This is a genomic window from Streptomyces sp. NPDC104309, from assembly GCF_055584025.1.
Genome location: NZ_JBVJMV010000020.1, coordinates 79,614 through 93,072, shown reverse-complemented (window position 1 = coordinate 93,072; position 13,459 = coordinate 79,614). Strand labels below are relative to the sequence as shown.

13 protein-coding genes are annotated in these 13,459 nt (G+C 70.7%); 7 read left to right on the top strand and 6 right to left on the bottom strand.

Annotation, left to right across the window (positions count from 1 at the left end; all coding sequences use genetic code 11):
* Positions 1-55: 55 nt before the first annotated feature.
* Positions 56-1,384, top strand: coding sequence for a geranylgeranyl reductase family protein (locus ACZ68L_RS27175; protein ID WP_469581450.1), 1,329 nt, complete (start codon positions 56-58; stop codon positions 1,382-1,384).
* Between the two features lie 77 nt (positions 1,385-1,461).
* On the opposite strand, the gene ACZ68L_RS27170 is transcribed toward ACZ68L_RS27175, so the two are convergent.
* Positions 1,462-2,250, bottom strand: coding sequence for a LysR substrate-binding domain-containing protein (locus ACZ68L_RS27170; protein ID WP_469581448.1), 789 nt, complete (start codon positions 2,248-2,250; stop codon positions 1,462-1,464).
* A 58-nt stretch (positions 2,251-2,308) separates the two neighbouring features.
* Between ACZ68L_RS27170 and ACZ68L_RS27165 the strand changes: the two genes are divergently transcribed.
* The gene (locus tag ACZ68L_RS27165) at positions 2,309-2,713 is read left to right on the top strand and encodes a DUF5997 family protein (protein WP_469581445.1); all 405 of its coding nucleotides are present in this window, start codon (positions 2,309-2,311) and stop codon (positions 2,711-2,713) included.
* Positions 2,714-2,852: 139 nt separating this feature from the next.
* Here ACZ68L_RS27165 and ACZ68L_RS27160 read toward each other — a convergent pair whose 3' ends face one another.
* The 5 genes from ACZ68L_RS27160 to ACZ68L_RS27140 all read right to left on the bottom strand — a co-directional run bounded on the left by ACZ68L_RS27160 (position 2,853) and on the right by ACZ68L_RS27140 (position 7,803).
* Positions 2,853-3,098 (bottom strand): PucR family transcriptional regulator, encoded by a 246-nt coding sequence (locus ACZ68L_RS27160; protein WP_469581442.1) that lies wholly within the window; start codon positions 3,096-3,098, stop codon positions 2,853-2,855.
* A 220-nt stretch (positions 3,099-3,318) separates the two neighbouring features.
* On the bottom strand, positions 3,319-4,470 hold the full coding sequence (locus ACZ68L_RS27155) for a glycosyltransferase family 4 protein (protein WP_469581440.1): 1,152 nt from the start codon (positions 4,468-4,470) through the stop codon (positions 3,319-3,321).
* Positions 4,471-4,486: 16 nt separating this feature from the next.
* A complete protein-coding gene (locus ACZ68L_RS27150) occupies positions 4,487-5,221 on the bottom strand; it encodes an FkbM family methyltransferase (protein ID WP_469581438.1) in 735 nt (244 codons plus the stop codon).
* A gap of 504 nt (positions 5,222-5,725) precedes the next feature.
* The gene (locus ACZ68L_RS27145; protein ID WP_469581436.1) at positions 5,726-6,688 is read right to left on the bottom strand and encodes an alpha/beta hydrolase; all 963 of its coding nucleotides are present in this window, start codon (positions 6,686-6,688) and stop codon (positions 5,726-5,728) included.
* 149 nt (positions 6,689-6,837) lie between these two features.
* The gene (locus ACZ68L_RS27140) at positions 6,838-7,803 is read right to left on the bottom strand and encodes an aldo/keto reductase (RefSeq protein ID WP_469581546.1); all 966 of its coding nucleotides are present in this window, start codon (positions 7,801-7,803) and stop codon (positions 6,838-6,840) included.
* Between the two features lie 503 nt (positions 7,804-8,306).
* Between ACZ68L_RS27140 and ACZ68L_RS27135 the strand changes: the two genes are divergently transcribed.
* From ACZ68L_RS27135 to ACZ68L_RS27115, 5 genes are all read left to right on the top strand, one after another.
* Complete coding sequence (locus tag ACZ68L_RS27135; protein WP_469581433.1) at positions 8,307-10,172, top strand: phage tail sheath C-terminal domain-containing protein; 1,866 nt, start codon at positions 8,307-8,309, stop codon at positions 10,170-10,172.
* Positions 10,173-10,190: 18 nt separating this feature from the next.
* Entirely contained in the window at positions 10,191-10,715 is a 525-nt protein-coding gene (locus ACZ68L_RS27130; protein ID WP_067023001.1) for a phage tail protein, read from the top strand.
* 69 nt (positions 10,716-10,784) lie between these two features.
* Positions 10,785-11,663 carry a T4 family baseplate hub assembly chaperone gene (locus ACZ68L_RS27125; protein ID WP_469581430.1) on the top strand — a complete coding sequence of 293 codons (879 nt, stop codon included), beginning with the start codon at positions 10,785-10,787 and terminating at the stop codon, positions 11,661-11,663.
* On the top strand, positions 11,656-12,408 hold the full coding sequence (locus ACZ68L_RS27120) for a hypothetical protein (RefSeq protein WP_469581427.1): 753 nt from the start codon (positions 11,656-11,658) through the stop codon (positions 12,406-12,408). The genes ACZ68L_RS27125 and ACZ68L_RS27120 overlap by 8 nt, the downstream gene beginning before the upstream one ends.
* A gap of 102 nt (positions 12,409-12,510) precedes the next feature.
* Entirely contained in the window at positions 12,511-13,431 is a 921-nt protein-coding gene (locus tag ACZ68L_RS27115; protein WP_469581424.1) for a Pvc16 family protein, read from the top strand.
* Positions 13,432-13,459 lie beyond the last annotated feature (28 nt).

Genomic DNA, 13,459 nt, shown 5'->3' with positions numbered 1-13,459 from the left:
GGGCTGCCGTCCTCGGTACGGCACCGGCTGTCCCAGGAACAGGAAGGGGTTCCCCATGCGGGAAACGACGCCAGACCGGTCCCCGTCGGACGATCGGACCGTCCACGGCCCGGACGAGGAGGCCCAGGTGATCGTGGTGGGAGCGGGTCCCGCGGGCTCGGCCGCGGCCTTCCACCTCGCCAGGGCGGGCGTCGACGTCCTGCTGCTGGAGAAGTCCCACTTCCCCCGGGAGAAGGTGTGCGGGGACGGCTTGACACCACGCGCGGTGCACCAGCTCATCAGAATGGGCGTCGACATCAAGGCTCCCGGGTGGACGCGTTCACGCGGTATGCGATGGGTGGCCGGGGACCATCAGGTGCACATCGACTGGCCCGCGCTCGGGCGCTACCCGGATTTCGGGCTCTCGCGGAGCCGGCACGACTTCGACGACATCCTGGCCCGGCACGCCGTCGCCGCCGGAGCCCGGCTGCGCAGCGGCGTGAAGGTGACCGAGCCCGTGACCGACCGTGCCGGCCGCATCACGGGTGTCACCGCCACGACCGGGACGAAGGAGCCGTTGACGTTCCACGCGCCGATCGTCATCGCCGCCGACGGCGCCTCCGCCCGCCTCGCACTCGCGATGGGCCTGCAGCGGGACACGAGCAGGCAGATCGCGACGGCCGCCCGCCGTTACTACCGCAGCCCGGAGCGTTCGCGGGAGGAGTATCTGGAGCTGTGGGCCGACCTCCGCTTCCCGGGCAGCGATCACTTCCTGCCCGGATACGGCTGGATCTTCCCCATGGGCGACGGCCGCGTCAACGTCGGTCTGGGGGCGCTGCCTCACCGGCGGCACGGAAAGGCCGACCTGCGGGCCACGTTGGACGAATGGCTGGCCCGCACCCCGCACGCGTGGGGGCTGCGCGAGGAGAACGCGGAGGGTCCCGTCCGCAGCGCGGCTCTTCCGCTGGGCTTCAACCGCCATCCCCTCTACACTCGCGGGCTCCTCCTCGTCGGCGACTCCGGAGGCATGATCAGCCCCTGGAACGGCGAGGGGATCGCCCAGGCCATGGAGGCCGGCGAGGTCGCGGCCGAGACCGCCACGCTCGCCCTCGCTCTGCCCCGGGGGCCGAGGCGGGAACAGGTGCTGCACCGCTACCCGGTCGAGATGAACCGCCGCTGGGGGCGCTACTACCGTCTCGGGAACACCGCCGCCGACCTCGTCTTCAGCCGTTCGGGATTCCAGCCGGTCCTCAACCGCTACGTCATGGGGTCGCCGTTTCTGCTCAACATCCTGGCCCGGCTGCTCACCGATCTCACGGACAAGCCCTCGCGCGACCTGATCGATCACCTGCTCAACGGTGCCGTCCGTCTCGTTCCGGCGCCGAAGGTGCGACGCAGGGGCTGAGCCCCGGGGCCGGGCCGCCCGGATCGAGCGGTGACGACCGCGGTGCGGCGGGTGCCGCTGGGTGATGCGGGGCCCGGTTACGAGCGGCGGCGCGGCTTTCCGCGCTTGCCGCCCTTGGGGCCGCCGGAGCCGCTCCGCGCGGTGCGACCGCCGGAACCGCTCCGCGTGCTCTTCCCGGCCTCCTTTGCGGCCGCGGGCTTGCGTCGCGCGCCGCCCGACCCGGAGCGCTTGCTCTCCGGCTGCACCGGGGCCTTGGGACGCCCCCGCGAACTGTTCACGGTCCGCCCGCGAACGATCCCGATGAAGTCCTCCACCAGGTCGGTGGTCTCGTCCTCCGGCCACGACAGCGCCACATGCGACTCGGGGGCGTCCGAGACCGGCCGGTAGGTGAGGTCCTTGCGGTGGTGCAGGCGGGCGAGCGACTGCGGGACGACGAGGACGCCCACCCCTGCCGCCACCAGCGCGACGGCGTCCGCCGTCGTGGCGGGGCGCTCGATCGCGGGGCGCCCCGGCCGGTGCTCCCATTCGAGGGTGTCGTCGAGCGGATGCAGCACGATGTCATCGGCGAGATCCCCGGCACAGACCTCGTCGACCGCCGCGATGACATGGTCCTTCGGGATCACGACGACCGTCGTCTCGGTGTAGAGCGGGATCGCGCTGAGGCCCGTCCGGTCGATGGGCAGCCGCACCAGTCCGGCGTCGGCGCCCCGGTCCCGCAACACGTCGGACGCCTCGGCGGCCGACACCCCGACGAGGGTCAGCGGAACGTCGGGCAGCCGCTCGTTCCAGATCCGCACCCACTTGGTGGGGGTCACTCCCGGTACGTACGCGAGCCGGAACGACGGGGTTTCTTCCGAGCTTGTCACTCCGCCAGGTTACCGGCCCTGGTCAGCGGTGGCGCACATGCTCGATACCCTTGACATCATGACGTCGCACAAGACCACCCAGACAATGAAGCCCGCGACCGCGGCGAAGAAGCTGGATGTGTACCTAGAGGCCACCCCCGCCGAGTTCCAGGAGGGTGTCATCTCACGCACCGAGCTGAACGCGCTGCAGTCCGATCCGCCCGAGTGGCTGCAGGAGCTGCGACGCAACGGCCCGCACCCCCGGCCGGTGGTCGCGGCGAAGCTCGGCGTCTCCATCTCGGGGCTCGCCCGTGGCGGAGTCACGGACGCCCTCACCACGGAGCAGATCGAAGCGCTGAAGAAGGAAAGCCCCGACTGGCTGCAGCAGGAACGCGCCACCCAGGCCGAGGTCCGGAAGGAATCGGCGCGCATCAAGGAGCGGAACGCGGCCCGCGACGATCAGTCCCGCGCGCCTCGTTCCTGACATCTGGGTGCCGACGGAGCGGGTGAGTCGCAGACCCCGTGTTCCGTTCGGCACCGCGCCCGCGGTCGTCGCAGTCAAGGAGCGGACGCCGATGCCCCTGCCGGGTGCGGCGAGCCGGTGAACCTTTCCGGTCACAGCACTACCGCCTCTCGCCCGCGACCCGCCGTGCCCGCAGGGCGACAGAGAGCTCGGCGGCGTCGACCGGCCGCGTCGGGGAGCGGCCTGTCAGCTCCGCGATGCGTGCGATCCGGTACAGCACGGTGTTGCGGTGGCAGTGGAGCCGCCGCGCCACCTCTGCGGTCGAACCGTTCGCGGCGAAGCACGCGTCGAGGGTGTCGAGCAGAACCGCGTCGCCGCCCTCGCCCGACAGCGGTGGCCCCAGCACGTTCCCGCTGAGTTCGGCCGCGGACTCGGCGTGCGCCGCGACAAGGGTGGCTCCCCTGCACGCCGAACGATCACCACCGCGGGAAGCCCGCTGCCTCGAACGACCCGCGCCGCGCGGGAGGAACAGGCCAAGGGGCGACGCGGGGCCCGGACTTCGTGGCCGGTGTGGGGTCCGGGCCCGCGTCACCTTCGCTCTCATGGCTCTCCCGCCGTCGCCGGACCTACTCCTGCGGCGCGACCGCCGGGACGCTCTCGGGATTCAGCAACTGCGTCAGATGGCGGGCCGACGCGTCCCAGGACCAGGACTCCCGGGCCCACTCACGGCCTGCGGCGCCCATCTCGGCCGCCAGCTCCCCATCGAGCAGTATCCGGGTCAGCGCGCCGGCGACGGCCGCGACGTCGGTGCCGTCCACGACCTGACCGGTGCGGCCGTCGAGCACCGTGTCCGGGGCTCCGCCCGAGTCGCCGACGACCACCGGCAGACCGGTCGCCGCCGCCTCCAGGAACACGATCCCCAGCCCCTCCGCCTCCAGACCGGCCTTCCGGGTACGGCACGGCATCGCGAAGACGTCCGCCGCCGCGTAATAGGCCGGCGTCTCGGTGTGCGACTTCCCGCCCACGAAGCGGACCGCACTCCCGTCCAGGCGTCCCGCCATTTTGCGCAGCCGGGCCTCGTCCGGCCCCCGACCGACCACCACCAGCACCGCGTCGGGCACCTCCCGCCGGATCAGCGGCAGGGCCCGGATCAGCATGTCCTGGCCCTTGCGCGGGACCAGCCTGGCCACGCACAGGATCACGCGTTCGCCGTGCAGGCCGAGTTCGGTCCGCAGGTCGAGTCCGGCATCGGCGTCGGGCCGGTACACGTCCGCGTTCACCCCCGGCACCAGGCGGCTCATCCGGGCACGTGGGCCGAGAGCGGGCTCGATCCGGGCGCGTGTGTACTGGCCGAGGTACGTGACGACGTCCACACCCTCGCCGATACGGCGCATCATCCGCCGCGCACCAGGTGTCCTGGCCCACCAGATCTCATGGCCATGGGTGGTCGCGACCATGCGCCGGATACCGCTGCGGCGCAGGGCCGGCGCCATCAGGGCCAGCGGCGCGGCGGCCCCGAACCAGACCCGGTCGCACCCATGCGCCGAGGCGATCTCGACGGCCCTGCGGGTGACCCGCCCGGTCGGCAGCAGCATGCCGCTGGAGTCGCGTACGACGGGAAACGGGAGAGCCGCGTCGTACGCGGAGTCGCCCGGCTCGCGCGAGGTGTAGACCACTACGTCGTCGTCGGGTATTCGGGTGGTCATGGCGTGGACGAACGTCTCTATGCCGCCCTGGCGCGGCGGGAAGTCATTGGTGATGACGAGGGTGGAACCCATGAATGTGTCTGATCCTTCAGCTGGATGGGGTCGAGCGAGCCGAGAAGAGGTAGTTGCGGCAGTCTTCTGTCACGTCGGTCACGCGCGTCCAACCCCGGTTCCACCAGCGGTACATGTCGTAGCCGAGAGCGTCGAGCCGGCCGACGAGCTCGTCCGGCGTCATGGCGTACTTCTCCAGGTGACGGTCCTCGATCTCCAGCAGGAGGGCGGGCCGGTGGCGCAGCAGTGTGCGTCGGGCGCCCGACAGCACGGCCGCCTCCGCCCCTTCGACATCGGCCTTGATGAAGTCGACCCGGTCCAGGCCCATGTGGTGACACAGCCCGTCCACCGTCCGCACGGGTGTGGTCACCGGACGGGAGGTGGCGAACTCCGTGTTGGGGCCGGGCCCTGAGGCGCCCTCAGTGAGATAGGCACGCCCATGGACGGGCAGCAACCGGCGCCGGGGCAGGCTCATCGTGCCTTCGTGCGCCCGCTCGCCGAGGGCCATGCGGTGCACGGTGACGTTGTCACAGCCCAGAGTGGCTGCCGCGACTCTCAGCCATTGCGCGGGGCCGTGCAGCGGTTCGACGCAGTGCACCTTCCCCGCCGGTCCGGCCAGCGCGGAGAGGCTCCAGGTGTAGAGGCCGTACTCGGCCCCGATGTCGAGACAGACGGCGCCCGGCCTCACCACCGGCCGCAGCCCCGCCACTTCTTCTTCCACGAAGTGCCAACGCGAGGACGCCCAGCGCAGCGTGAGCGCGACCGATGTCACACGCAGCCCGGAGCACCGACGGCCGCCGGTCCGGAGGCCCGAGGGATTCCGGTGGCCTGTCGGCCTGCCACTCATCGAACACCTTTCAGCCTGTGGGATGTACGCGTGCTGCTGCCGAGCGGCACCGCACGCGATCGGCCTTCTATCGCATCATCGGATGCGCTGTGATCCCATCCTTCTTCAGGAGCAGATCGACCGGCAAGTCAGACCTGAGACGTACCACTCGGGGCGAGGGCCACAGCAGCTGAAATCGGCCTGAAAGAACGCGAATCACGGGGTGGCGGCGAATCGGGGCGGCGGGGACGAATCCGCACGTGACGGATGCGGCGGCCCAGAGCCTCTCGTTCGGGACACGCCGGGTTCGACGGCGAGCAACATCGCGATGTTCAGACGGGTGATCAATTGGCAAACGGTGATCAAAGCACTTTGGGTCGTCATGAGTTGTCCTCCAGGATTTGGGCGGAATGCGGCATCTCGGCCCCGGCGCGTGCCGCATCGCGTCGATCAGGCATGAGAAGCACCCGGGGCCCGTCCGTCCACGATCCGGGCGATGTTCCTCAGGGACGAGGAACCCGGCTTCAGATAGTCGCTGTGGCCACAGGAGCCCGCGTCGAAGGTGTGGGCTCCGAAGTCCTCGGACATCGGGTCCGCACCGAAACCCACGTCCACGGTGGGGAGTCGCAGCCGTAGGTGCGGCACGTCGGCGATCCAGTCGTCGCTCCCCCGGCCGGCCCAGACGGCGGCCGGAGTGTGCAGCCCCGTCACGTCGTCGGCCCCGACGCCGGGGCTGCCATACAGGACGATGTCCGTGACCTGAAGTCCGGCCGCTGCCCGTGCGCAGACGACGGAGCCGTACGAGTGGCACAGCAGGGCGGTCCGAGCGGTCGGCTTGAGTTCTTTCAACTCGCCCAGAAATGCGCGCAGTCGGGGTGCCGCTTCGTCGGCCCGAAGCGACGTCGCCGCGGCCGGACTCACCGTGGCCGGTGTCTCGTAGCCGAGCCAGGCGATGACTGCGGAGCGGTCGCCCAGCTCCCTCCGCAACGCGTCGGCACCGCCTTTCAGACGCCAGTAGTTGTCGACACCGGTCCCCGCGCCCGGGACCAGCACGGCGATGCGATCGGCCCGGGACAGGTCACCGACGACCTCGACGGTGCGGCCGCCGTCCCGGCCGTCGAAGGACAGGAGGTGGCGCCCGGGTTCTGCCATGACGCGCAGCGCGTCGGCGCGTTTCCGGTCGCCGTGTCTGTCGGCCGCCCGCGCGGCCGCCCCGATGTCGGCGCGGGTCGCGGCGTACCGCTCGGCGAGGGCGGCCGGGGCGGCCGAGCGCAGCGGGCCCCGGACAGTCGGGGCGGGCGCCGGTACCCCGGCGGACCCGGCCGTGCCGGACACCGGAACGACCACCGAGGCGACGACGAGTGCGGCGAGCAGGACGCGACGCAGGCGGTTGCTGCGGGGGCGGGACGCCATGGCAGATGGTTCCTTCCGTACCAGAAATCTCTCGTGCTTCCGGTACCGAAGTTATGCATCACGCCTCGTGGCCGGCGTCCCGCCGGAGGGTGACCCTTCCGCGTAGCTCTGGAGTATGAGGGGTAGGGGTGGCCGGCGGTTCCCCGGGGTCAGGAGTAGAAGTTGCGCTGCCACCGGTGCTTGGCCAGCACGGCGAGCTGGTCGGCGGTGAGCGGACGCCCGTCGCTCAGGGTCGTGTTGCGTTCGACGTTGCGAACCGTGCGCATACCGGGGATGACGGTGGAGACCGCCGTCGAACTCAGTACGAACCGCAGCGCGTGCTCAGCGAGCTCGTCGAGGGTGATGCCGAGGTCGGCGACGATCGCGGCCGCCCGCTGTCCGACCTGTGCCGGGCGGTCGTCGCGGAAGTACCGGTTGCGCCAGTCGCCCTCGGGGAACGTCGTCCCGGCGTTGATCCGGCCGGTCAGCCCGCCCTCGTCCAGCGCCACCCGCACGATGACACCGACACCGTGCTCCGCACAGGTCGGCAGCAGCTCCTCGGCGGGCGCCTGGTCGAAGATGTTGTAGATGACCTGCACGCTGTCCACGGCACCACTGCGGACAAGTGCCAGCGCGCTCTCGGGCTGGTGGTCGTTGACGGAGACGCCGAAGGAACGGATCTTTCCCGCCTGTTTCAGTTCGGCGATGGTCTCCAGCCAGTCGCCGCGGCCGACCCAGTCGTCGCTCCATACGTGGAACTGCAACACGTCGAAATGGTCCAGGCCGCTCACCCGGAGGCTGGTCTCCAGGCTGTCGCGGATGTGCTCACCCGGGAACGCCGCGGCCGGGTCCAGCCCTTCGGGCGCGGGCCACATTCCGTTCTTCGGCGGCACCTTGGTCGCGACGAACACCTCTCCACCGGCCCGCTCGCGGACGACCCGGCCGATGATCCGTTCGCTCTCGCCGTAGCCGCGGGCGGTGTCGATGAAGTTCACCCCGAGGTCGACGGCGCGATGCAGGGCGCGTACGGAATCGTCCTCCGTGGCACCCACCCAGCTGGACTCACCGATACCCCAGGCGCCGTATCCGATCTCGGAAACGGACATTCCGCTGCGTCCCAGCTCGCGGTAGCGCACAGTTGTCCTCCACGTCATGGCCCCTCGCCCTGGCCGAACGAGGTCTTCGTCAGGAATCAGGTCGACGATAAAGGAGTTGGGCCGCGACGTCAGTCGGGTTTTGGCGGTGACCGTCGGCGTGGGCACGGGCGAGGAGTCGGGTGCGCCGATCTCCGGGCGTCGTGGATTCGGGCGGAAGCGAAGTACGCACTCCGTGAACATCCACTTCACAGGACCTCCCCCCGAGGTGACCCGAACAGACCTTGCCCTCTCAACTCTCCCAGCTTCAGAGTGGAGTGAGCACCTATGCATCAGGAGTCACAAGCGGACTGCTTGCCCCGGACGGCCAACCGCCCGGGTACTGACGGGGGAAACTGATGAAGCGCGTGCGACCGAGGGGTCCGGTGACCACGGGGCCCGAGCGATCGCGCATGCCGTAGCGGGTGGGACCCGCTGACGAACCGTCTTCCTCTGTACGTCTCCTGGCGTCTTCACCCGGTGCCTGAGAAGGGATAGGAGGGGGAATGCCGACGAATGCAGCGAGCGCTGCCAAGCCGACTTATCCCGGCGTCTACGTCGAAGAGCTTCCCAGCAGTGCCCGCACCATCTCGGCCGTGACCACCTCGGCGACCGCCTTCGTCGGTCACACACGGCGCGGTCCGCTCAACGAGCCGGTGCGGATCACGAGCTTCACCGAGTTCGAGCGCCGCTTCGGCGGGTTGAGCGCACAGAGCGCCGTCGGCTACGCGGTGCACCAGTTCTTCGGCAATGGCGGCACCATCGCCGTGATCGTGCGCGTCGCGAAGGCGGCCACCGGCAAGGCCGCCTGCCTGACTCTCGACTCCACCGAGGGGCACAGCGAGTGCGCGGCCCTCAAGGTGCACGCCAAGGAGCCCGGCGTATGGGGCAACGGCCTGCGTGTCGCCGTCGACTACGACACACCGCAACCGGACGAGACGTTCAATCTGCGGGTGTACGACGCCAGGGGCGAGGCCCGCGAATCCTTCACCGGCCTCTCCCTGGATCCGGCCGGTGGTCGTTACGTTCCGACCGCGGTCAACACCGCCTCACGACTGATCCGTGTGGATGTCGTCGGCGAGGGCCGACCCGACCCGTCGGGCACGGTGTCCAAGCCGTTCGGACATGACCTCCCCACTCTCACGGTCGACTTGACGGTGAAGATCGGCGACGTCGAGCGCGAATTCACGCTGTACGACCCGGATCGCGACGGCGAGGCTCCGTGCACCGTCACCGAGCTGGCGCTCCTTCTCGAACGCAAGCTGCGCGCCCTGCCCGACGCTCCGGGCAGGCATGCCTTCGCGGGCGCCGAGGTGACCGCGTTCGGCCGGCGTCTTCAGGTCGTCGCGGGCTCCACCGACCCTGCGGACGTCGTCCGCTTCGTCGGCGAGTGCGCCAACGACCTGGGACTGGAGGCTTCGGTCAATCCGCCCGTGTTCCCCCTGGGCGGCGGTGAGGACGGTGAGGCGCCCGGCCCGCGCGACCTGATCGGCAGCGAGACGGACAAGACCGGCATCCAGGCGCTGCGCGACGTCGCCGATGTCAATCTGCTGGCTCTGCCGGAGCTCGCGGCGTACGAGTCGACCGACGACATGGTCACGGTCGTCTCGGCGGCGCAGCGCCTGTGCGAGCAGCAGCGCATCTTCCTCCTGGTCGATGCACCCGGCAGCTGGGGCAGCGTGGACGGCGCGCGCGCGGGCCTGTCTGCGTTCGACGCGGTGCGCGGCAACCACGCCGGACTGTACTTCCCTCATCTGCAGCTCACCGACCCGCTGACCGGGCGGCTCCGCTCCTTTCCGCCGTCGGGCGCGGTGGCAGGCGTGTTCGCCCGTACGGACGCGGAACGCGGGGTGTGGAAGGCCCCGGCCGGGACGGAGGCGCGCCTCGCAGGCGTGCGCTCTCTGACGGTCCAGCTGACCGACCGTGAGAACGGGCTGCTCAATCCTCTGGGCGTGAACTGCCTGCGCACCTTCCCGATGGTGGGCCCGCTGGTGTGGGGGGCGCGCACGCTGGAGGGCTCCGAAGGCATGGCGAGCGAGTGGAAGTACGTGCCGGTCCGGCGGCTCGCCCTGCATGTGGAGGAGAGTCTGCAACGCGGACTGCAATGGGTCGTGTTCGAGCCGAACGACGAGAACCTGTGGCAGCAGATCCGCCTCAGCGCCTCCTCGTATCTGCACACGCTGTTCCGTCAGGGGGCCTTCAAGGGCAACACGCCGCGCGAGTCGTACTTCGTCAAGTGCGACAAGGACACCACGACGGACGAGGACATCGCGAACGGCGTGGTGAACGTCCTGGTCGGCATCGCACCGGTCAGGCCCGCCGAGTTCGTGATCGTCAAGGTCCAGCAGACGTCCGGGCAGTTCGAGCTCTAGGAATTCCGAGGAAATTCGATGGCTGAGTTCACGGTCAACGCCCATCGTTTCGATCCGTACAAGAACTTCAAGTTCCTGGTCCTGTGGGACGGTCGTACGGTCGCGGGCATCAGCAAGGTCAGTCCGCTCAAGCGGACCACCGAGGTCGTCAAGCACCGGCACGGAGGCGATCCGAGCTCACCGCGCAAATCGCCGGGACGCTCCGAGTTCGAGGGCATCACGCTGGAGCGCGGTGTGACGCACGACCCCGAGTTCGACCGCTGGGCCAACAAGGTCTGGCAGGTCGGCGCGGGACTCGGCTCCGAGGTGTCGCTCGCGGACTTCCGCAAGGACATCGTCATCCAGGTGCTCAACGAGGCCGGCCAGGTGGCCGTCTCGCACAAGCTCTACCGGACCTGGCCGAGCGAGTACCAGGTACTGGGCGAGCTGGACGCGAACGCCAACGCGGTGGCGATCCAGAGCCTGAAGCTCGAATGCGAGGGCTGGGAACGGGACTACGAGGTACCGGAGCCCGAGGAGCCGTCCTTCCTCAATCCTGCCTGACCGCAAGCACGTTGAACGCCCGGTCCACGCGAGGAGCGAGTCGCGCGGTCGGGAGGAACGGGGACGCACATGGCGATCGCTCGGACCACCGAGCTCCTTACCACCTGGGAGGCCGGCCTCCACCGGTCCTTCGACGGCCGTGCCCTGCTGCTGCACCAGGCGGCACGCCCGGAGACCGGCGGCGACGGCGAGGCACTGCTGTCGTTGCCGGTGGGTGCGCGCGAGGCCGATCTGTTCGCACTGCGCCGGGACCTGTTCGGCGAGAGGATGCAGGTGCGTCTGGAGTGCGGGTCGTGCGGGACGGACATGGAATTCGACCTGGACGCGGGGAAGTTCGCCCGGTCGATGCCCGCGCCCGACGCGTCGCCCCTGCGGATCGTCGAGGACGGCTGGGTGGTCGAGTTCCGGGTGCCGACCGCCGCCGACGTCATGGTCGCGGCCCGGCACGCCGACGCCCGGGGAGCCCTGCTCGACCGTTGTGTCGTCTCGGTCGTACGCGACGGGGAGGACGCGCGGGCCGGGACGGACGTGGATGCCGGGACCGGCGCGCGCGCCGGAACGGACGGTGATGCCGGAGGCAAGGTTCGGGCCGGGGAAGGCGTACCCGCCGGTCAGGGCGTGCCCGGTGGCTCGGGTACCTCCGTGCGGGGAACGTCCTTGGCCGATCTGCTACCGGCGTCCGTACAGCGGCGGATCGCCGATGCCGCTGAGGCCGCCGATCCAGGGGCGGATGTGACGATCGGTGTCACCTGCCCCGACTGCGGCGCGGCGACCCGCGCCGAACTGGACATCGCCTCCTACCTGTGGACAGAGCTGGACGCCTGGGCAAGGGAGTTGTTGCTCGACGTCCATCTGCTCGCCGCCGCGTACGGGTGGAGCGAGCCCGAGATCCTGGCGCTCAGCCCGCTGCGGCGCCGCTACTACCTGGAGCTGTGTGCGGATGTCTGAATACTCCGGGCGCGCACCCGAGAACGCCGCTGCCCCCGACCACCTCGACCGGCTGCTCGCCCGCCACGCGCCGGGCATCGCACCGCGCCCCGGCGTGGTGCGCGTACGGCCCCGCCTCGCCGAACCCTTCGAACGGGTCGAGGCGGTCCACGCCGGGGAGCCGGAGACCCGGGTGTCCCCGTGGCCGGCCGCGCCCCACGGACCGGCCGACCGGGACGAGCTCGCGAAGCCACCGGCTTCCCGCGAGGTCCACTCGCACACGGACCGGGAGCTGACCGTCGTACGCACCGATCCCGTGGCACCGCCCGCACGCCCCGTCTCCCACACGACGGAGCGGGAGATCCCGACGGCGCCGCTGCTGCGGCCAGCCGTCACACCGACACCCAGGACCGGGTCCGTGCCCGAGGCGGGGCGCCGGGCCGCACGCGCCCGCGCGGACGTACCCGAGTCCCGGAGCGTGGCACCCTTGCCCGTTCCTCCGGGTACGGGCACCGCTTCCGCGACCGGATCCGCGCCCCTGCGGCCCAGTGCGGCGGATACGGCTGCGGTGCGGGATGCCGTGCGGCAGACGGCGGGCAGGAGGTCGGGGCGCGGCACCGAGCAGGTGGTGCACGTGCAGATCGGCCGTCTTGAGGTGACGGCGGCCCCTTCGCCTTCGGGCGACGACCGGGGCCGGACGCGCACGGCCCGGCGGGCCGCGGCGACCGTGAGCCTGGAGGAGTACCTGGTGCGGGGGCGCGAATGAGCGACGCGAGGACGGCCGGGCGGCGCGCCGGGGGGCCGGGCATCTCCGGATCAGCGACCGCGGAATCAGGAACCACGGATCAGGGACTGAGGAACTGACGCCATGAGCAACGCACTCGCCATCGCCCACGTCACCCAGGCCCTTGCCCTGCTGATCGAGGCCAACCTTCAGCCCGAGATCGACATGGCCGTCAAGGTCGAGACGCGCAAGCCGCCCGCCGATCCGCCGGCCGAGCCCACCATCACGGTCTTCCTGTACCAGACGACGCCCAACACCTCACAACGCAACAACGATCTGGCCACTCGCGCGCCGGACGGCAAGTTACTCAAGCGCCCGGCCGCGGCCCTCGATCTCAACTTCGTGATCAGCGCGTACGGCGAGGAGACGGAACTGGTCGGGCAGCGGCTCATCGGCAGCGTGGTGCGAACGCTCCACGAGATCCCCGTGCTTCCTCGCGACATCATCGAACAGGCCGGGGAGCGGCCCTACTTGGCGGGGAGCGACCTGGTCGGCGCCGAGCAGCGTGTGCGCTTCGTGCCGACGGTCATGGACATCGACGAGACGTCGAAGCTGTGGGGCATGCTCAACCAGACGCCGTACACACTGTCAGTGACCTATCAGGCGGCGCTGGTCCTCATCGAGGGCCGTGGGACGCCGCTGCAGGCGCAGCCGGTGGAGCGGAGCACAGTTCGGGTGCTGCCCTTCGGCGCTCCTGGTGCGCCGGTGCCTCCCGGCCCGGCCGCCGGGGCCGCGCCGGCCGGGGACGACGCCGACCGGACGTCCGGGAAGGCCGGCGCGGATCCCGAAACGGAGCCTGACGCCGGGGCCCGCACCGAGAGCGGCAGTAGGCCCGGCACCAGGGCGGGCACGAAGACTGTCACGAAGACCGTGGCCAAGAGGCCCGCGAAGGCCGCCGCCAAGGCACCCGCCCGCGCCCGCAAATCGACCGCCGGCACCGCCAGGCGCACCGCCCCGGACGCTCCCGCCACCGAGCCGGGCAGCGCCGAGGGCGAAGAGCGCTGAGGTCCGGTGCGAGCGAGTGGGGGCAGGT

Excerpts from the sequence above, each read along its gene's own strand:
- ACZ68L_RS27175 (WP_469581450.1), top strand. The coding sequence starts at position 56 with ATGCGGGAAACGACGCCAGACCGGTCCCCGTCGGACGATCGGACCGTC.
- ACZ68L_RS27165 (WP_469581445.1), top strand. The coding sequence starts at position 2,309 with ATGACGTCGCACAAGACCACCCAGACAATGAAGCCCGCGACCGCGGCG.
- ACZ68L_RS27155 (WP_469581440.1), bottom strand. The coding sequence starts at position 4,470 with ATGGGTTCCACCCTCGTCATCACCAATGACTTCCCGCCGCGCCAGGGC.
- ACZ68L_RS27145 (WP_469581436.1), bottom strand. The coding sequence starts at position 6,688 with ATGGCGTCCCGCCCCCGCAGCAACCGCCTGCGTCGCGTCCTGCTCGCC.
- ACZ68L_RS27135 (WP_469581433.1), top strand. The coding sequence starts at position 8,307 with ATGCCGACGAATGCAGCGAGCGCTGCCAAGCCGACTTATCCCGGCGTC.
- ACZ68L_RS27130 (WP_067023001.1), top strand. The coding sequence starts at position 10,191 with ATGGCTGAGTTCACGGTCAACGCCCATCGTTTCGATCCGTACAAGAAC.
- ACZ68L_RS27125 (WP_469581430.1), top strand. The coding sequence starts at position 10,785 with ATGGCGATCGCTCGGACCACCGAGCTCCTTACCACCTGGGAGGCCGGC.
- ACZ68L_RS27120 (WP_469581427.1), top strand. The coding sequence starts at position 11,656 with ATGTCTGAATACTCCGGGCGCGCACCCGAGAACGCCGCTGCCCCCGAC.
- ACZ68L_RS27115 (WP_469581424.1), top strand. The coding sequence starts at position 12,511 with ATGAGCAACGCACTCGCCATCGCCCACGTCACCCAGGCCCTTGCCCTG.